This window comes from Halomonas nitroreducens (genome assembly GCF_003966155.1).
Taxonomy (GTDB): domain Bacteria; phylum Pseudomonadota; class Gammaproteobacteria; order Pseudomonadales; family Halomonadaceae; genus Halomonas; species Halomonas nitroreducens.
In genome coordinates this window covers 146,170-162,989 of sequence record NZ_RXNS01000003.1, presented here as the reverse complement: position 1 = coordinate 162,989, position 16,820 = coordinate 146,170, and the positions used below count along the sequence as shown (strand labels likewise).

Sequence of the window (16,820 nt, the reverse complement as noted above, 5' to 3'; positions counted from 1 at the left end):
TACGCGTGCCGGCACTCCCCCCGGGCGAAGGATGGTCAAGATATTGATAATTATTCTTGTTCAGGGTAGGGTGCCCGTCACTTCGTGCACCATTTCGGGAGATCAGTGTGCCCTGTCCTCATCCATGGATTCGACGCAGCCTGGCCGGAGTCGCCCTGGTCATGGCCACTGCCGCGGCGGCCGAGCCGACGCTGCGTGAGGAGACCCTCGACGCACAGCGCGCCCAGGCCGAGTTGCAGGCGCGCATCGATGCCGCCGACGAGGCGGTGCGCGACAAGCTCCTGGCCCTGCGCCAGGCCCGGGAAGAGATCCGGCGCCTGAGCCGCTATAACGCCGAGCTGGCGCCCCTGGTCGAGCGCCAGGCCGCGACGTTGACCTCCCGCCGCGAGGCCCTCGACACCCTGTCCCAGACCCGCGAGGCCTTGCCGGGGCTGATGCGCGGCATGGTCGTGCGCTTGCGCACCTGGGTGGAGGACGATATGCCCTTTCTGCGCGACGAGCGCCTGGCCCGGGTGGACAGCCTCGAGACCCTGCTGGCCGACCCCGAGCTCGATACCGCCGAGAAACTGGAGCGGGTGCTGGCCGCCTGGCATGCCGAACTCGATTACGGCCGCGAGCTCGATACCTGGCGCGGCGAGCTGCCCGGAGAGCCCCCGCGGGAAGTGGACTTCCTGCGCCTGGGCCGAGTGGGCTGGTACTACCTGACCCCCGACGGCCGTCAGGGCGGTGTCTGGCAGGCCGCGCCAGGCGAGTGGCGCCCCCTGGGCGAGACCGCCCTGGCCGAGGTCCGCAAGGGGATGGCCATTGCCCGGGAGCAGCGCGCCCCGGCCCTGCTGGACCTGCCCGTCTCGCAACCCCGGGAGGACGCCTGATGATCCGGAATCTTGCCCTGCGTGCCGCGCTGGCCGGCCTGCTGCTGACGGGAATGCCATTGCTGGTCCAGGCCCAGGAAGATGCCGCGGCGACGGACGCTCCTCTCGAGACCCTGCGCGCCGAGCGAGAGGCCGCCGAGGATCGGGATCGGGCACGGTTGGCCGAGCTGGTCGACGATGAGCAGGCCCTCGATGCCGCCCTCGAACAGGCGCGTGCCGAATTGGCCGAGGTTCGAGAGCGTCGTGCGACCCTGGACAGCCGACAGCAGGCCCAGGCTGCCGAACTCGAGGCCCTCCAGGCCCGCCGTCAGGAGCAGGGCGGTGACCTCGAGGCAGTCTTCGACGAGGTGGCCGGCGTCAGCGGCGAGCTGCGCGACGACTTGCGCGCCGGCTGGCTGACCCTGGGCGCCGAGGCCGGCTTGCCGCCGCGCCTGGACACCGACGGCATCCTGCGCGCCGAGCAGCTTGCCACCCTGGCCGACAGCGTAATGGGCCTGACCCGGGAGACCGCCCGCGTGGTCAGCCTGCAGGCGCCGGTAGCCGGGGCCGACGGAGAGGTGGCGGAGCGCACCGTGATCCGCCTCGGCGACCTGCTGGCGGCCAGCGACGGCCAGTTGCTGGAGCGCGCCGGCGAGGATGGCCGCCTGACGGTGCTGTCGCATACCCCGGCCGGTGTGGCCGAGCGCCTGCAGGCCTTCCAGGCCGGCGAGGGCGAGGTGGTGTCCTTCGATCCGGCCGACGGCCGGGTCCTCGAGGCCCTGGCGCGGCAGCCGACGCTCTGGGAGCGCTTCCGGCAGGGCGGTGCGGTGGGCTATGTGGTGGTGGCCCTGGGGGTCGGTGGCCTGCTGGTGGCGCTCGGCCAGTATCTTTACCTGCTGCGGGTCACCGTGACCCTGCGCCGCCAGTTGGGCGACCTCGAGCGGCTGCGCGGCGACAACCCGCTGGGCCGGGCGCTTCAGCGTTTCCAGGCCCTCGGTACCGGCCACGCCCCCGAGGCCCTGGAGGCCCGCCTCGACGAGGCGCTGCTCGCCGAGCAGCCGCGCCTCGAGCGCGGCCAGGGCCTGGTCAAGATGCTCGCCGCGGTGGCGCCGCTGCTGGGCCTGCTGGGGACGGTTACCGGCATGATCGTGACCTTCCAGTCGATCACCGTGTTCGGCACCGGTGACCCCCAGCTGATGGCCGGCGGCATCAGCCAGGCGCTGGTCACCACGGTGCTCGGCCTGATCACCGCCGTGCCGCTGCTGTTCGCCCACACGGCGCTGTCCAGCCGCAGCCGCGCGCTGATCGGCACCCTGGAGGGGCGGGCCAGCGCCGTGCTCGCCGACACTCTGGAGGCCGGCCGGCCCGCCTCCCCGACCGTGGCGCCGCACCATGCCGATGCCCTGGCTTGAGCCCCTGGCGCGGCTGGTCGAGGCCGGTGGCCCCGTTCTGGTGGTCATTGTCGGCGTGGCCGTGCTGCTGTTCTCGCTGGCCCTGGAGCGCTGGTGGTTCTTCCGCCTCCACTACCGCCCGGCGCGCCGGGCGCTGGTGGCGCGCTGGGTGGCGCGGGCCGACCACGTCAGCTGGAGCGCCCTGACCCTGCGTGAGGTCTGGGCCCGGGAGCTGATCGCCCGGCTTCGCGGCCCGCTGCCCTGGCTGAAGCTGCTGGTGGTGGTCTGCCCGCTGCTCGGCCTGCTGGGCACCGTCACCGGCATGATCACGGTGTTCGACAGCCTGGCCGTCAGCGAGGTCAACCAGGCCCGGGCCATGGCCGACGGCGTGGCCCGCGCCACCCTGCCCACGCTGAGCGGCATGGCGGTCTCGGTGGTGGGGCTGCTGTTCATCACTCGTCTCGAACACATCATCCGGCGCGAGGACCAGCGGCTGCATGACCGCCTGGCACGTGCCGCGGAGGACGCCCATGCGTAGACGCCGACTGGCCACCGCCGGCGAGGAGAGCAGCGAGGTCAACCTGACTCCGATGCTGGACGTGGTCTTCATCATGCTGATCTTCTTCATCGTCACCACCAGCTTCATCAAGGAGAGCGGGGTGGAGATCGAGCGCCCGGAGTCCAGCGCCGCGACCCCGCGCCCGGACGTCCAGGTGCTGGTGGCCATCACCCCGGAAGGGGCGGTCTGGGTCGACGGCGAGCCGGTGGACCTGCACCGGGTGGGGCCCAGGGTGGCCGGCCTGGTCAGCGACGACGGCTCGGTGGTCATCCAGGCCGATCGCGAGGCGGCCACCGGCGTGCTGATCGAGGTGATGGACCGATTGCGCGAGGCCGACGTCGAGCAGGTGGCCGTGGCCGCCCAGCGAGGCGGCGCCTGATGCGGCTGCCGGTCTCGCTGCTCGCCGGCACGGCGCTGACGCTGGCGCTGTTCCTGCTGCTGGCGCTACTGGTGGTGCCGCCCCAGGCCGAGCCCGAGCCGCGTCAGGAGCTGACCCTGGCGCTCGCCGAGGTGCCGGCCGAGCCGGCGCCGGAGCCAGTCCCGGCTTCCGCCGCGCCGCCCCCGCCGCCCAGCGCCCCGACCCCGCCTCCGGAGCCGGCCCCGGCGCCTGCCGTGGACAGCGCCATCGCCCTGCCCGAGCCCGAGCTGCCGCCCATGGAGGTGCCCGAGGTGCCCCTTGACGAGTCCCTGCCGGAGCTCACCGAGACGCCGCCCGAGCCCAGGCCCGAGCCGTCGCCCGAACCCGAACCGGCGCCGGACCCCGCGCCGAGCCCGGCACCGGCCAGTGAGGCCGCCGCCGCATCGCCGGCTGCACCACAGGCCGCCTCCCGGGAGCCGGTGGACGTGGGGACCTCGGCCCAGGCGACCCGTCGGGTGCCCCCGGAGTATCCGTCCCGGGCCCGTCGCCGCGGCCTTCAGGGCCATGTGGTGGTGCAGTTCATCATCGCTCCCGATGGCCGGGTCGAGGCCGGCAGCATCACGGTCGTCGAGGCCGACCCCCGCGGAGTCTTCGACCGCGCGGCCCGCCGCGCCATCGCCGACTGGCGCTTCGCCGAGGCCGACGGGCGGCGCCGGGCGCGGCAGCGCCTGGAATTCCAGTTGAGGTGAGGTCATGACCCGAACGTTCACCCTGGCCGGGCTGATCGCCGGCGCCTGGCTGGCGCTGGCTGCCCCCGCCCAGGCCGCCCCCTCGCTGCCGGGCGGCATCATCCGCGACCTTAAGAGCCTGGAGCAGCGGCTCCAGGGCGACGCCGCCGAGGTGCGCGGCCAGGCCCTGGCCCAGGCCGAGCGCCTGGCCGGCGGCAATGCCGCCGACCGCTGGGCGCAGGCCCTCTACCTGCAGCTTGCCGCCGTTGCCGAGGCGCGCCTCGGCAACGCCAGGGCCGCCGCCGGGCACCTGGCCGAGGCCCGCACCATCGAGGGCATCGAGCCTGGCCAGGCCGACCGTTGGCTGCACCAGGAGGCCGGCCTGCGTCTCCAGGCCAGCCAGTCCGGCCAGGCCCGCCCGCTGCTTGCCGACTGGCTGTCCCGGCATGCCGGGACGACCGATGACCACTGGCGGATGGCCCGGCTGCTGGCCGCCGAGGCGGACTGGGAGGCCGCGGCGCGCTGGGTCAGGCGGGCCCTGGAGGCCGGCGGGCCGCCGGCCGGGGCGCGGGCGACGCTGGCCGCCAGCGTCCTGCAGCGCGCTGGCGACGACGCGGCGGCGCTCGCCGTGCTCGAGCGCCGGCTGGAGGGCGCCGAGCAGGACCCCGAGGCCTGGCGCCGGGCGGCGGCCCTGGCCCAACGGCTGGGCGAGCCCGGCCGGGCGGCGGCGCTATGGGAGGCGGGCTGGCGCCGTGGCGTGCTGGCCGGCCGCGAGGACCTGCTGCGACGCATCCGCCTGCACCTGGCCGGCGGTACCCCGGCGCGGGCCGCCGAGCTGCTGCGCTCGGCCCTGCAGGCGGGGACCCTCGAGGATAGCCTGGCGCACCGGCGCCTGCTGGCCCGGGCCTGGCAGGCGGCCCGTGATCGCGGCCGGGCGCTGGACGCCTGGCGGAGCGTGGCCGAGCGCAGCCAGGACGGCGAGGACTGGCTGCGGCTGGGCCAGCTGGCCCATGGCTGGGGGCGCTGGGCGCTCGCCGACCGGGCCCTGACGCGCGCCGCGTCGCTGGGCATGTCCCAGGCGGATGCCTGGCTGGCAAGCCTGCCCGGCAGGCGCGACGAAGGGCAGGGGGGGGCAGGGCGGTCCGTCGACCGCGGTCAGTCGTCGAGCTCGGTCCACACCGGGGCGTGATCCGAGGGCTTCTCCATGCCGCGCAGCGCGTAGTCGATCCCGGCCTCCCGGACCTTCCCGGCCAGCGGCTCGGTCACCAGGATGTAGTCGATGCGCAGGCCGCGCTTGGGCTCGCGCTCGAAGCCCCGGGAGCGGTAGTCGAACCAGCTGAAGCGGTCGTCCGCCTCGGGGTGGCAGAGCCGATAGCTGTCGGCGAGTCCCCAGGCCTTGATGCCCTCGAGCCATTCTCGCTCCACCGGCTGGAAGCTGGTCTTGCCCTCGCGCAGCCAGCGCTTGCGGTTGGCCTCGCCGATGCCGATGTCGATGTCCTCGGGGGAGATGTTGAAGTCGCCCATGATCGCCAGGCGCTCCTCGGGGGAGTGCTGCTCGGCGAGCAGGCGGCTCAGCTGGGCGTAGAACGCCCGCTTGTGAGGGAACTTCACCGGGTGGTCGATGTTCTCGCCCTGCGGAAAGTAGCCGTTCCACACGGTCAGCGGCTCACCATCCCCGCCGCGCAGGCGCACGCCGATCAGTCGGCGCTGGGCGTCCTCGCCGTCGTCGGGGAAGCCGCGATAGACCGCCTCGGGCTTGTCCCGGCACAGCAGGGCCACGCCGTAGTGGCCCTTCTGGCCATGGAAGAAGACGTGGTAGCCCATCGCCTCGACCGCGGCCACCGGGAACTCGCTGTCCTGAACCTTGGTTTCCTGCAGGCCGATCACCGCCGGGCGGTGCGCCTCGATCAGCGCCTCGAGCTGGTGGAGGCGGGCACGAATGCCGTTGATGTTGAATGACACCAGGCGCATCGGTCAGTCGTCCTTGTTCTCGGGCTGGTCGGGGTGGATGTCGATCGACTGGCCGTCTTCCTGGCGGGCCAGCTTGCGGGCCGCCTGCAGTTTGCGCTGCTGGCGTTTCTTCTGGGTGAAGCGCCGCGACGAGGTGACCTCGTCGGGGTTCTCGTGGCGCCATTTCTTGTAGTCCTTGCGCCGGCCGGTGCGAATCGTCACCTTGTCGGCCAGCGATCGGGTCTTCTTTCTGCGTGTCATGACGCATGCTCCTTGGATAATGGCTGCCATTCTACCAGCCGCGGCCACCGCTTCGACAGCGGGCGGGCCCTGGCCGCCAGAGGCTGGTACAATGGTCGTTTGCGTCACACCACCTCCCGAGACGCTTCCATCCACTACATGGACGAGACAGCACAGCCTATGAGCGAGTCGGAACAGACCACAGCACCGGCCAAGACCGAGAACCGCAAGCCCAAGCGTCGCCGTCGCAAGCCGCGCCGCCGCCAGTCGAACTGGGACCTGCGCCAGTTCCAGGTTCCCGCCGTCGCGGGCAAGTGGCGCTTCCATGACTTCGATCTGCCGCTGCCGCTGATGCGTGCCATCCACGCCCAGGGCTTCGAGTACTGCACCCCGATCCAGGCCGAGGCGTTGCGCCACGCGCTGCTCGGCGGCGACGTGGTCGGCAAGGCCCAGACCGGAACCGGCAAGACCGCCGCCTTCCTGATCTCGATCCTCGCCTACTTCCTCGAGGAGGAGGCGCCGGACGGCCAGAAGCCCGGCGCGCCCCGGGCGCTGATCGTGGCCCCGACCCGCGAGCTGGCCTTGCAGATCGAGAAGGACGCCAAGGCCCTGGCGCGCTTCACCCAGCTCAACGTCGCCAGCGTCGTGGGCGGCATGGATTACCAGAAGCAGCTGGAGGGTCTGGGCAAGCGGCTCGATATCCTCGTCGCCACGCCGGGTCGGCTGCTGGACTTCCACCAGAAGCGCGACGTCGACCTGACCCAGGTCGAGGTGCTGGTGCTCGACGAGGCGGATCGCATGCTCTCCATGGGGTTCATCCCCGACGTCAAGCGGATCATTCGCCATACGCCCAAGAAGGAAGAGCGCCAGACCTTCCTGTTCTCGGCGACCTTCACCGAGGACATCCTCAACCTGGCCAGCCAGTGGACCCATGAGCCGGCCCACGTGGAGATCGCGGTCACCGTCGACAACGCCGCCGACATCGACCAGCGGGTCTACCTGGTCAGCGACGAGGACAAGCAGCGCCTGCTGGTCAAGCTGCTGCAGCAGGAGAGCTTTGACCGGGTGATGGTCTTCGGCAACCGCCGCGACCTGGTGCGCAAGCTCGACGAGCAGCTCAAGCAGGCCGGCATCAACGCCGCCATGCTCTCCGGTGACGTGCCCCAGAACCAGCGCATCCGCACCCTCGAGCAGTTCCGCGAGGGCGAGATCCAGGTGCTGGTGGCCACCGACGTGGCCGGCCGCGGCATCCATATCGAGGATGTCAGCCACGTGATCAACTACACCCTGCCGGAGGATCCCGAGGACTACGTCCATCGCATCGGCCGCACCGGCCGCGCCGGCGCCAAGGGCGTGTCGATCAGCTTCGTGGGCGAGGAAGATGCCTTCTCCCTGCCGGAGATCGAGCGCTTCATCAACGACAAGCTGCCCTGCGAGCATCCGCCCGAGGGGCTGCTGTAAGCTTGCAGAGCGGCGCTTCGCGCCTGGAAGCGGGAAGACGCGGCTACGCCGCTTGAAGATAGACCGCTTCGTCCCGTGGACGCGTGAGTCGCGTCGCTCAGGGGCGCGGGGGGCAGGGCGCGGCGAGGGTCTTTTGCCAGGGGTGAGGCGATGCTCGCCGAACGGAGCGGCCATGGACGGCCGACACCGGTCCTGCAAGCGAAGCAGGATGCGAGAGTGCCGCAGGGCAAAAGTAGCGTCCAGGGAGGGATTCACAGCGCCCTCGCGGAGGCCTGCCGCCGGGATAGCCCCGGTCTCTAAAGAAGTGGCCCGGGTAATGCCGGCAGGGTTGGCCCCGCGGCCTTAGATGATGGATAGCAGCATGCTTGACGAGGCCCTGAAGGGCGAGATCCAGAACGCCTATCGGCGTGTGCTCGACGGCCTCCAGCTGACGCCGCGCTACGGCCAGCGGCTGATGATCGCCGAGATCGCCCGCACCCTTGCGGGCATCGAGGTCGACGACGCCGGACGGCGCGTCAGCGACGAGCACGTCTGCGTGCTCGAGGCCGGCACCGGGACCGGCAAGACCCTGGCCTACCTGCTGGCCGCGCTGCCGGTGGCCAAGGCCCGCGGCAAGCGACTGGTGGTGGCCACCGCCACCGTGGCCCTGCAGGAGCAGGTGCTGCACCAGGACCTGCCGGCCCTCAAGGCCCACAGCGGCCTGGCCTTCGACTATGCCCTGGCCAAGGGGCGGGGACGCTACGTCTGCGTGGCACGCCTCGACCAGGCCATGGACGGGGGCGAGGACAACCCCACCCTGTCGCTCTTCGAGCAGGCACTGGACAGCGGCGGCGACGACTTCCAGACCCTGGTGCAGTCCCTCGGCGAGGCCTACGGCAACGGCCGCTGGGCCGGCGATCGCGACAGCTGGCCGGAGGCCATCGACGATGCCCACTGGCGCAAGCTCACCGTCGACCACCGCCAGTGCACCAATCGCCGCTGCGGCCATTTCGGGGCCTGTGCCTTCTTCCGTGCCCGTCGCGACCTCGACAGTGCCGACGTCATCGTCGCCAACCACGACCTGGTGCTGGCCGACCTGGCCCTGGGGGGCGGGGTGGTGCTGCCGGACCCGGCCGATTGCCTGTACATCTTCGACGAGGGGCACCACCTGCCCGACAAGGCCCTCAGCCATTTCACCCACCGCTTCGCGGTGGGGGGCGCCCTGCGCTGGCTGCGCACCCTGAAGAAGTCGCTTACCGAGCTCAATCAGGCCCTGGCCGTGCAGCCGACCCTGGCCCGGCTGCTGGCCGGGCTGCCCCAGGCGATCGAGGCCCTGGAGCCGCGCCTCGGCGAGGCCTTTGCCCTCGGTCACCAGCTCGCGGGGCGGCCCGAGGGGCTTGGCGATGGCGAGGAGGGGGGGCAGCATCGCTTCGAGATGGGCCGAGTGCCGTCGGCCCTGCGCGAACAGGCCGACGGCCTGGTGACGATCTTCGCCGAGCTGTCGCGCACCCTGGAATCGATGAGCGATATCCTCCGCGAGAGCCTCGATCCCGAGAAGTCCACCGGCTTGCCCCGGGAGCAGGCCGAGCCCTGGCTGCCGCTGGTGGCGCTGCTCCATGGCCGTGCCCTGGAGGCCCATGCCCTGTGGCAGGCCTTCGCCGAGCCCGATCCTCAGGGCGAGCCGCCCCGGGCCCGCTGGCTGACCCTCGAGCGCTTTGGCGGCGAGCCGGAGCTGACCTTCTCGGCGAGCCCGGTCTCCGCCGCCCATACCCTGGCCAGGTCGCTGTGGGGGCGCTGCTTCGGGGCGGTGGTGACCTCGGCGACCCTGACGGCCCTGGGCCGCTTCGAGCGCCTGCAGGAGCGTGCCGGGCTGGCCAACCGCTATCGCTACCAGCGCCTGCCGAGTCCCTTCGACTATTCCCGGGCGGTGCTCAGCGTGCCCCGCGAGGCGGTGGACCCCGCCGACCGCGAGGGCCACGAGCGGGCCATCGTCGACTTCGTCGAGGCCCTGGGCGATGACGAGGCGGTACTGATGCTGTTCTCCTCGCGGGCACAGCTGCGCGCCGTGGAGAAGGGCCTGACGCCGGCGTGCCGCGCGCGGGTGCTGGCCCAGGACCGGCTGCCCAAGCGCGAGCTGGTGGAGCGTCACCGGGCCCGGGTCGACAGTGGCGCGGGCAGCATCCTGTTCGGCCTGGCGAGCTTTGCCGAGGGCATCGACCTGCCCGGCGACTACCTGACCCATGTGGTGATCACGCGACTGCCCTTCGCCGTGCCCGACGACCCGGTCGGGGCGACGCTGGCCGAGTGGATCGAGAGCCAGGGCGGCAACCCCTTCATGCGCATCAGCGTCCCCGACGCCTCCATCAAGCTGGTCCAGGCCTGCGGGCGGCTGATCCGCAAGGAAGCCGACGCCGGCCGCATTACCCTGCTCGATCGGCGGGTGCTCACCCGCCGCTATGGCCGCGCGCTGCTCGATGCCCTGCCGCCCTTCGCCCGCGAGATCGACGGAGTGGGGCAGGGCGGCTGAGTCGCCCCGGGGACCATCGGCACGCGAATGCCCGGCGGCGCCGGGCATGCGGATGCGCTCGAGGGTGTGCCAGTCTCGGCAGGTCCGGCCGGCGCGGGCGACGATCAAATGGATCGGGGTAACTCCAGCCAGGCAATTAGCCGAGCAACCGAGCCGTGATCTTCTGGGACAGCGGGCCGAAGAAGAAGGCGATGACGGCGGCCGCCGGCCAGGCGAGGGTGAAGGCGCGCCCCCACTGGCTCAGCAAGATCTCGCTCAGGCCCAGGTTGAGGAAGGAGACCCAGAGGCTCATCAGCGACGACAGGAAGAAGGACATGATGAGCGTGGAGACGATGCGATGCTTCATGGTGACACCTTGATCGGCGTGGTTTCAGGATCGAGCTCCACGATAGGAGGTGACGAAACTGGAATCCATAGCGCAAAATGAAAGCGTAATTTCCATTTATGGAATCCAGGATGTTCGATGACACTGCCCTCTTCGTGCATATCGTCAAGGCCGGCAGCCTGAAGGAGGCGGCCCGGGTGCTGGGCCTGCCTCAGGCGACGGTGAGTCGGCGCCTCAAGCAGCTCGAGCAGGCGCTGTCGTGTCGCTTGATCCATCGCAGCAGCCACCAGTTCACCCTGACTCACGAGGGAGAGGAGCTCTATGGGCAGAGTGCCTACTTCGTGGAGTCCCTGGAGGCGCGTCTGGCCGTCTTCCAGGATGAGGTCTCCGGCTCCCGCGGCAAGATCCGGGTGCTGGCGCCTCTGAGCCTCACCATCAGCACCCTGCAGTCCATGTTCACCCGCTTTCTCGAGGCCAACCCCGGCATCGAGCTGCAGCTGGAACTGAGCAATGAGCTGACGCGCTTCCTGGCCTCGGGGGCCGATTTCGCCCTGCGGGTCGGGCCCCAGGAGGATTCCGAGCTCAGCCAGGTCAAGCTGGGGGACATCCCGCTGAGGGTGGTGGCCACGCCGGGCTACCTGGCCGGCCTCTCGAGCCCGCCCGGCACGCCCGAGGACCTGCGGGCGTGCCGGTCGATCGTTGTCACGCCCATCGCCCGCTGGAGGCTCCAGCATCGCACGACGGGAGAGCGGGTCGAGTTCGTGCCCGACGGGGCCAGGGTCGCCACCAATGAGTTACGGGTGGCCAGGAACTTCGTCCTGGATGGCCTGGGGGTGGCGCTGCTGCCCCTCACCGAGATCCGGGACGAGCTCGAGAGTGGCGAGCTGGTGCCGGTGCTGGCCGACTGGCAGGGTGTCAGCCGCGAGCTGTTCGCGGTCTGGTATCGTCGCCAGCTGCTGACCCATCGGGCCTCCCGGCTCATCGACCATGTTCGGGAGGAATGCCGGGACCTGCCTTGTCTGACGGCTGCCGGGGCCCCGAAGCGGGAAACCGCCTCCCGACACTGACGGGACGAGGGCCGGGAGAAGCGCTCGGACGATGAGGAGAGCGAATGAAACTGATCCTCAGCCGCAAGGGCTTCGATACCGCCGCCGGCGGCGTGCCCAACCCGATCCTGCCCGATGGCCGGCTGATCGCGCTGCCGATCCCGGATGGCCGCTCGGTGATTCCCTACACGGCGATCACCCATCAGGGCGAGCCGTTGGGGCCGCTGGTGTCCGATCTCACCCGGGGGCGGATCGCCCCGGAGGCCGGCGCGCATCTGGATCCCGACCTCGTGGCGGACCAGCTGCCGCGCCGGCCGGGCTGGCGGCCGCTGTTCGGCCAGATGGGGCAGGCCCAGAGCCACCTGTACAACCAGGGCGTCGGACCGGGAGACCTGTTCCTGTTCTTCGGACTGTTTCGTCGCGTCGAACGCCTTGATGGCGCCTGCCGCTTCGTGCGGGACGCCCGGCCCTGCCATGTGCTCTGGGGCTGGATGCAGGTGGGAGACACCTTGCTGCTGGGCGAGGCCATGCCCGAGGGCGTTGCGTGGGCACACGACCACCCGCACTGCCAGCGCCTCGACACGCGTCACAACATGCTCTACATCGCCTCTCCCCGGCTGACGCTCGCGGGGCGGGACACCGGGCTGCCGGGCGCCGGCATCTTCCCGCGTGCCTCGCCGCGCCAGCGTCTGACGGCCTCCGGTGCCGGGAAGGTCTCCGCCTGGGAGCTCCCGGCCTGGTTCCATCCGGGAGCGGGGCGGCCGCCGCTGTCCTATCATGCCGACCCACGGCGCTGGCAGCGGCATGCCGACCGCGTCGAGCTACAGGCCGTCGCCCGGGGGCAGGAGTTCGTGCTGGACGCTGAGGCCTATCCCGAGGCGATCAGCTGGGCTTGCGAGCTGATTCACGGGGCGCATCGCTGATACCGTCAGGCGGTTGCGGCGACTGACGCAGCGGGCCCGCCAATCGGCGGGCCCGTTCGCGAGAGAGCTGGTGAGATGAAGGCGCTCAGGCGGCCTGGCGGCGCTTGGCCAGCACCGGGGCCAGTTTCTCGTTCATGCCCTTGAAGGCGCTCTCGGTGGTGGCCCAGTCGATGCAGGCGTCGGTGACGGACACCCCGTAGATCAGCTGGCTGTGATCCTCGGGGATCTTCTGGTTGCCCCAGCCGAGGTTGGATTCGACCATCAGCCCGATGATCGAGTGGTTGCCCTCGAGGATCTGGTTGGTGACGTTCTCCAGTACCAGCGGTTGCAGCCCCGGGTCCTTGTTGGAGTTGGCATGCGAGCAGTCGATCATGATGTTCGGCGTGACACCGGCCTTGTTCAGCTCCTGCTCGGCCAGCGCCACGCTCACGCTGTCGTAGTTCGGCTTGCCGTTGCCGCCGCGCAGCACCACGTGGCCATAGGCGTTGCCGCGGGTGCGGATGATCGCCACCTTGCCGGCCTGGTCGATACCCAGGAAGTTGTGTGGATGGGCCACCGACTGCAGGGCATTGACCGCCACGTCGAGGCTGCCGTCGGTGCCGTTCTTGAAGCCCACGGGGCAGGACAGGCCGGAGGCCATCTCGCGGTGGGTCTGGGACTCGGTGGTCCGGGCGCCGATGGCCGACCAGCTGATGCAGTCCTGCAGGTACTGCGGCGAGATCGGGTCCAGGGCCTCGGTGGCGAGCGGCAGCCCCATCTCGGTCAGTTCGACGAGCAGGCGGCGGGCGATGTGCAGGCCTTCCTCGATCTCGAAGGAACCGTTCAGGTGGGGATCGTTGATCAGGCCCTTCCAGCCCACCGTGGTGCGCGGCTTCTCGAAATAGACGCGCATCACGATATACAGGCTATCCTTCACCTCATCCGCCAGGCGCCGCAGCTGGCGGGCATAGTCCAGGGCGGCGTCCACGTCGTGGATCGAGCAGGGGCCGACCACCATCAGCAGGCGGGGATCGCGACCATCGAGGATGGCCTGGATGGTGTTGCGCCCCTCGATCACCGTCCGCTCGGCCTCGTCGGAGAGGGGGATCTCCTGCTTGAGGGCTGCCGGGGTGATGAGGACGTCCTCGGAAAGGACGTTGAGGTTGTTGACCTGTTGCTCGGACATTTTGCTTTGCTACCTGTGTCGTGTCAGCGCTGATTCGGCGTGAGACGTCTACTATCGCCCGCGTGCCAGGCAAATTCAATCGCAGACGGAACCCTCGGGCGGTGGTGCTTGTCACACCGCCGGCGTTGACGGCGCGTGCTCGGGGAGACGCCCTCGTGGGCGCGTCCGGGCCATGACCAGCGCTTGATGCCTGCCCGAGAAACAGGAACACTTGGGCACCTGCCGACATCGGCGCACGCTCACCCCAGGGTCTAGGTTGATACATATGGAAGCGACACCAGTCTCATCGCGACGTTCCGCCGCAACGCCGCGTCCAGCTCGCGCCGCGGGGAGGCGTTGAATGGGCACTCGGGAGACCGACCAGCAACTCGTCGAGCGCGCCCAGAAAGGGGATACCCGCGCTTTCGACCTGCTGGTCAAGAAGTACCAGCACAAGATCATCGGCCTGATCGGCCGTTACGTCCACGACCATGCCGAGGTGCAGGACGTGGCCCAGGAGGCGTTCATCAAGGCCTACCGGGCGCTGGGCAAGTTCCGCGCCGAGAGTGCCTTCTATACCTGGATGTACCGCATCGCCATCAATACCGCCAAGAACCACCTGGTGTCCAAGGGGCGCCGCCCGCCGGGCAGTGACCTGGATATCGTCGATGCCGAGATCGTCGACCACAGCGGCCGGCTGGCCGATATCGAGACTCCCGAGGCCGCCATCGCCCGTGACCAGCTGCAGGATGCCGTCTTCGAGGCCATCGAGGCTCTCCCCGATGACCTGCGCACGGCCATCACCCTGCGTGAGCTCGATGGGCTCTCCTACGAGGACATCGCCAACATCATGGACTGCCCGGTGGGCACGGTGCGATCGCGCATCTTCCGTGCCCGCGAGGCGGTGGATCAGCATATTCGTCCCCTGGTGACCACGTCGCGGAACCAGGAAGCGCTGACCGAATGAGCCGAATTTTCATCGTTTTTGTCGATTGGCTGAACTGTCGGGCGCCGCTGACGTCATATGCGGTGACCGGCTTGCCAGCTGCGTGTCAGCTGCGTGCCGACAGCGCCGAGGGCGTGGGCATCGAGGTCGGGATACCGGGCTTCCTATGGATGCAAGGCGGATAAGTCTTGACGAGTGTGAGGGTGTGAAGAATGAGTCAGAACGCACGGGAATCGCTTTCTGCGCTGATGGACAACGAAGGTGACGAGCTCGAGTTGCGACGCCTGCTGAAGTCGCTGGACGACGAGCCCGATGCGGCGGAAGCCTGGCGCCGTTACCACCTGATGAGATCCCTGCTGCGTCGCGAGACGGAGGTCGATGTGTCCACCGACCTCTCCGCGGGCGTGATGGCCCGGCTGCAGGACGAGCCGGCCCCGGCGGCCTCGGACGAGGGGCCCGCCACGCGCCGTTCCCTGCCGCTGGTGCGCAGCGCCGGCATCGCCGCGGCGGTCTCGCTGATGGTGATCACCGGGGTGCAGTTCTACAACGGTGCCTCGCCGCTGGGCACGCCCTCGGGCAGCGACCCCGTGGCGTCCACCGCCGACGTTTCCGGCCAGGGGGCCGGCCCGAGCGTGCAGGCGCCGTCGCTGGTCGACCTGCCAATGTTCCAGTCGCAGCCGGCCAGGAACCCGCAGGGCCTGATGACCGTGGGGACCGGGGAAAGCACGCCGATGTTCATGTCGCCGACCCCGCGACAGTCCCTGCGCATGGATCGCCAGCAGGCGCTGCTGCTGCAGTCCTATCTCGACCGCCACGCCGAGGGCGCCGCCGCCACTGGCGGGGACGTCTGGATGCCGCTGCTGCGGGCCTCCGGAAGCGAGCCGCTGGGTCAGCACTGATGGCTGGCTGGCGGAGACGCTCATGCCAGCTGATGGCCCTGGTGCTGACCGGCACCGCGATGATGTCGGTCGCCGTGGCCCAGGACGCCCCGATGGCAGCCAGCGAGGAGCAGTTCGACTGCACCACCCTGGCCGACGAGCCCGATCCCGAGTCGGCCAGGGGCTGGTTCGAACGCAGCCTGTGGGCAGGTCACTGCTATGTCTTCCAGGCCCGGGCGGTGCGCATCGGGGTGGACGGCGTGCGCACCCTGGCGCTGTCCCACGAGATTCGCGACGGCGTCGAGCGCGAGGTGGCCCGTTTCCTCGATGGTCCCCCCGTGGTCTTCGAACGTCAGGGGCGCATCGCCCGGCTGAACGGCATGGCCGCCGGTTCCAGCCTGGCCTCGCCGGCTGCCATCGTCCAGCACCTCGACGGCCTCTATCGCCTGCAGCTCTCCGGGGAGGATCGCATCGCCGGCCGCCGGACCCTGCGCCTCGAGATCGAGCCGCTGGACGAGATGCGTTACGGTCATCGCCTCTGGCTGGATGCCCGCTCCGCCTTGCCACTCAAGCAGATGCTGCTCGACGAGCAGGGGCGGGTGGTGGAAACCTTCCAGGTCACCGAGCTGCGCGACCCGCAGCTCCACCATGGCCAGGTCGGCCTTGCCCCCGGGCAGGCATCCCGCGAGTATCGCTGGCGGCCCGGCTGGCTGCCGAAAGGCTTCGTGGCCCAGCCGGTCAAGACCCGCAGCACGCGGCGCCCGGGGGTCGACCATCGTGTCTATGGTGACGGCCTGGCCACGCTCAGTATTTTCGTCGAGCCCCTCGAAGGGCAGGATCTGCTGATCCCCGGCGTGCACCGGCTGGGTGTTTCCCATGCGGCAGTACAGCACCGTGAGCTGGGCGGACGGCCCCGCCAGGTGGTGGCCATGGGCGAGCTGCCGCCACGGGTGCTGCGCCGGGTGATCGAGGCCGTGGAGTGGCGGGACGTGGTCGGCGACGGGGCCTCGGCTACGGCGGAGGCCGCGAGCCAATGAGTGCCATCACTGCCGGGACGGCCTCGCTGCTCGTCGAGCAGGGCCGTGTCGTCGAGCCCTTCGCGGGGGGCGCCTGGGTCGAGGTCGGCCGCCAGTCGGCCTGCGGTGCCTGCCACGCCCGCCAGGGATGCGGGACCCGGGCCATGGCTCGCTGGCAGGCCTCGCGTCCCATGCGAGTGGCCATCGATGCGGCCCAGCCGCTGGCCGTCGGCGATATCGTGTCCCTCGGGCTGCCCGCCGAGGCAGTGGCCCGTGCCAGTCTCTGGGCCTACGGGCTGCCGCTGGGGCTGGCACTTGGCGGTGCTCTGCTCGCCGACCGCCTGACCCTGTCCGAACCTCTGGTGGCGCTGGCCTTCGTCGGCGGGCTGGTGGCCGGTGGCGGCTTGCTGCGCCGGCACATCAAGCGTCATGCCCGGCGCTACCGGCCGCAACTGCTCGCCGTGAACTGGCCCCCGGGCTGAACCTTTTGCTGTTAGC

The 16,820-nt window shown here is 70.4% G+C and carries 18 protein-coding genes; 14 read left to right on the top strand and 4 right to left on the bottom strand.

What is annotated here, in order from left to right; all coding sequences use genetic code 11:
* Positions 1-107: 107 nt before the first annotated feature.
* The 6 genes from EKG36_RS04470 to EKG36_RS04445 are packed head-to-tail and all read left to right on the top strand — an operon-like array spanning position 108 to position 5,076.
* On the top strand, positions 108-872 hold the full coding sequence (locus EKG36_RS04470) for a DUF3450 domain-containing protein (protein WP_126481445.1): 765 nt from the start codon (positions 108-110) through the stop codon (positions 870-872).
* On the top strand, positions 872-2,263 hold the full coding sequence (locus tag EKG36_RS04465; protein ID WP_126481443.1) for a MotA/TolQ/ExbB proton channel family protein: 1,392 nt from the start codon (positions 872-874) through the stop codon (positions 2,261-2,263). The genes EKG36_RS04470 and EKG36_RS04465 overlap by 1 nt, the downstream gene beginning before the upstream one ends.
* Positions 2,244-2,780, top strand: coding sequence for a MotA/TolQ/ExbB proton channel family protein (locus tag EKG36_RS04460; RefSeq protein ID WP_126481441.1), 537 nt, complete (start codon positions 2,244-2,246; stop codon positions 2,778-2,780). The genes EKG36_RS04465 and EKG36_RS04460 overlap by 20 nt, the downstream gene beginning before the upstream one ends.
* Positions 2,773-3,180 carry an ExbD/TolR family protein gene (locus EKG36_RS04455; protein WP_126481439.1) on the top strand — a complete coding sequence of 136 codons (408 nt, stop codon included), beginning with the start codon at positions 2,773-2,775 and terminating at the stop codon, positions 3,178-3,180. Before EKG36_RS04460 ends, EKG36_RS04455 begins: the two co-directional genes overlap by 8 nt.
* Positions 3,180-3,908 (top strand): energy transducer TonB, encoded by a 729-nt coding sequence (locus EKG36_RS04450; RefSeq protein ID WP_126481437.1) that lies wholly within the window; start codon positions 3,180-3,182, stop codon positions 3,906-3,908. The genes EKG36_RS04455 and EKG36_RS04450 overlap by 1 nt, the downstream gene beginning before the upstream one ends.
* Positions 3,909-3,912: 4 nt before the next feature.
* Entirely contained in the window at positions 3,913-5,076 is a 1,164-nt protein-coding gene (locus EKG36_RS04445) for a hypothetical protein (protein ID WP_185827482.1), read from the top strand.
* Here EKG36_RS04445 and xthA read toward each other — a convergent pair.
* Entirely contained in the window at positions 5,043-5,858 is an 816-nt protein-coding gene (gene xthA, locus EKG36_RS04440; RefSeq protein ID WP_126481435.1) for an exodeoxyribonuclease III, read from the bottom strand. The genes EKG36_RS04445 and xthA overlap by 34 nt on opposite strands.
* Positions 5,859-5,861: 3 nt before the next feature.
* The gene (locus EKG36_RS04435) at positions 5,862-6,098 is read right to left on the bottom strand and encodes a hypothetical protein (protein ID WP_126481433.1); all 237 of its coding nucleotides are present in this window, start codon (positions 6,096-6,098) and stop codon (positions 5,862-5,864) included.
* 159 nt (positions 6,099-6,257) lie between these two features.
* On the opposite strand from EKG36_RS04435, the gene rhlB reads away from it, so the two are divergent.
* Both rhlB and dinG read left to right on the top strand, forming a co-directional pair.
* Entirely contained in the window at positions 6,258-7,538 is a 1,281-nt protein-coding gene (rhlB, locus tag EKG36_RS04430) for an ATP-dependent RNA helicase RhlB (RefSeq protein ID WP_126481431.1), read from the top strand.
* Positions 7,539-7,899: 361 nt separating this feature from the next.
* On the top strand, positions 7,900-10,044 hold the full coding sequence (gene dinG, locus EKG36_RS04425; protein ID WP_126481429.1) for an ATP-dependent DNA helicase DinG: 2,145 nt from the start codon (positions 7,900-7,902) through the stop codon (positions 10,042-10,044).
* Positions 10,045-10,180: 136 nt separating this feature from the next.
* Here the strand turns inward: dinG and EKG36_RS04420 are convergent, their stop codons facing one another.
* Complete coding sequence (locus tag EKG36_RS04420) at positions 10,181-10,390, bottom strand: DUF2798 domain-containing protein (RefSeq protein WP_126481427.1); 210 nt, start codon at positions 10,388-10,390, stop codon at positions 10,181-10,183.
* A gap of 110 nt (positions 10,391-10,500) precedes the next feature.
* Here EKG36_RS04420 and EKG36_RS04415 point away from each other — a divergent pair, with 110 nt between their 5' ends.
* Together EKG36_RS04415 and EKG36_RS04410 are read left to right on the top strand one after the other, a co-directional pair.
* A complete protein-coding gene (locus EKG36_RS04415) occupies positions 10,501-11,436 on the top strand; it encodes a LysR family transcriptional regulator (protein ID WP_185827481.1) in 936 nt (311 codons plus the stop codon).
* A gap of 44 nt (positions 11,437-11,480) precedes the next feature.
* On the top strand, positions 11,481-12,338 hold the full coding sequence (locus EKG36_RS04410) for an Nmad3 family putative nucleotide modification protein (RefSeq protein ID WP_126481423.1): 858 nt from the start codon (positions 11,481-11,483) through the stop codon (positions 12,336-12,338).
* An 85-nt stretch (positions 12,339-12,423) separates the two neighbouring features.
* On the opposite strand, the gene EKG36_RS04405 is transcribed toward EKG36_RS04410, so the two are convergent.
* Entirely contained in the window at positions 12,424-13,503 is a 1,080-nt protein-coding gene (locus EKG36_RS04405) for a 3-deoxy-7-phosphoheptulonate synthase (RefSeq protein WP_126481421.1), read from the bottom strand.
* 340 nt (positions 13,504-13,843) lie between these two features.
* Between EKG36_RS04405 and rpoE the strand changes: the two genes are divergently transcribed.
* The 4 genes from rpoE to EKG36_RS04385 all read left to right on the top strand — a co-directional run bounded on the left by rpoE (position 13,844) and on the right by EKG36_RS04385 (position 16,804).
* The gene (rpoE, locus tag EKG36_RS04400; protein WP_126481419.1) at positions 13,844-14,449 is read left to right on the top strand and encodes an RNA polymerase sigma factor RpoE; all 606 of its coding nucleotides are present in this window, start codon (positions 13,844-13,846) and stop codon (positions 14,447-14,449) included.
* Positions 14,450-14,640: 191 nt separating this feature from the next.
* Positions 14,641-15,327: a sigma-E factor negative regulatory protein gene (locus EKG36_RS04395; protein ID WP_126481417.1), complete on the top strand. Its 687-nt coding sequence runs from the start codon at positions 14,641-14,643 to the stop codon at positions 15,325-15,327.
* Complete coding sequence (locus tag EKG36_RS04390; protein ID WP_126481415.1) at positions 15,327-16,343, top strand: MucB/RseB C-terminal domain-containing protein; 1,017 nt, start codon at positions 15,327-15,329, stop codon at positions 16,341-16,343. The genes EKG36_RS04395 and EKG36_RS04390 overlap by 1 nt, the downstream gene beginning before the upstream one ends.
* Complete coding sequence (locus EKG36_RS04385; protein ID WP_126481413.1) at positions 16,340-16,804, top strand: SoxR reducing system RseC family protein; 465 nt, start codon at positions 16,340-16,342, stop codon at positions 16,802-16,804. Before EKG36_RS04390 ends, EKG36_RS04385 begins: the two co-directional genes overlap by 4 nt.
* The last annotated feature ends 16 nt before the right edge of the window (positions 16,805-16,820 follow it).

Excerpts from the sequence above, each read along its gene's own strand:
- EKG36_RS04465 (WP_126481443.1), top strand. The coding sequence starts at position 872 with ATGATCCGGAATCTTGCCCTGCGTGCCGCGCTGGCCGGCCTGCTGCTG.
- EKG36_RS04460 (WP_126481441.1), top strand. The coding sequence starts at position 2,244 with ATGCCGATGCCCTGGCTTGAGCCCCTGGCGCGGCTGGTCGAGGCCGGT.
- EKG36_RS04455 (WP_126481439.1), top strand. The coding sequence starts at position 2,773 with ATGCGTAGACGCCGACTGGCCACCGCCGGCGAGGAGAGCAGCGAGGTC.
- EKG36_RS04450 (WP_126481437.1), top strand. The coding sequence starts at position 3,180 with ATGCGGCTGCCGGTCTCGCTGCTCGCCGGCACGGCGCTGACGCTGGCG.
- EKG36_RS04445 (WP_185827482.1), top strand. The coding sequence starts at position 3,913 with ATGACCCGAACGTTCACCCTGGCCGGGCTGATCGCCGGCGCCTGGCTG.
- xthA (WP_126481435.1), bottom strand. The coding sequence starts at position 5,858 with ATGCGCCTGGTGTCATTCAACATCAACGGCATTCGTGCCCGCCTCCAC.
- EKG36_RS04435 (WP_126481433.1), bottom strand. The coding sequence starts at position 6,098 with ATGACACGCAGAAAGAAGACCCGATCGCTGGCCGACAAGGTGACGATT.
- rhlB (WP_126481431.1), top strand. The coding sequence starts at position 6,258 with ATGAGCGAGTCGGAACAGACCACAGCACCGGCCAAGACCGAGAACCGC.
- dinG (WP_126481429.1), top strand. The coding sequence starts at position 7,900 with ATGCTTGACGAGGCCCTGAAGGGCGAGATCCAGAACGCCTATCGGCGT.
- EKG36_RS04420 (WP_126481427.1), bottom strand. The coding sequence starts at position 10,390 with ATGAAGCATCGCATCGTCTCCACGCTCATCATGTCCTTCTTCCTGTCG.
- EKG36_RS04415 (WP_185827481.1), top strand. The coding sequence starts at position 10,501 with ATGTTCGATGACACTGCCCTCTTCGTGCATATCGTCAAGGCCGGCAGC.
- EKG36_RS04410 (WP_126481423.1), top strand. The coding sequence starts at position 11,481 with ATGAAACTGATCCTCAGCCGCAAGGGCTTCGATACCGCCGCCGGCGGC.
- EKG36_RS04405 (WP_126481421.1), bottom strand. The coding sequence starts at position 13,503 with ATGTCCGAGCAACAGGTCAACAACCTCAACGTCCTTTCCGAGGACGTC.
- rpoE (WP_126481419.1), top strand. The coding sequence starts at position 13,844 with ATGGGCACTCGGGAGACCGACCAGCAACTCGTCGAGCGCGCCCAGAAA.
- EKG36_RS04395 (WP_126481417.1), top strand. The coding sequence starts at position 14,641 with ATGAGTCAGAACGCACGGGAATCGCTTTCTGCGCTGATGGACAACGAA.
- EKG36_RS04390 (WP_126481415.1), top strand. The coding sequence starts at position 15,327 with ATGGCTGGCTGGCGGAGACGCTCATGCCAGCTGATGGCCCTGGTGCTG.
- EKG36_RS04385 (WP_126481413.1), top strand. The coding sequence starts at position 16,340 with ATGAGTGCCATCACTGCCGGGACGGCCTCGCTGCTCGTCGAGCAGGGC.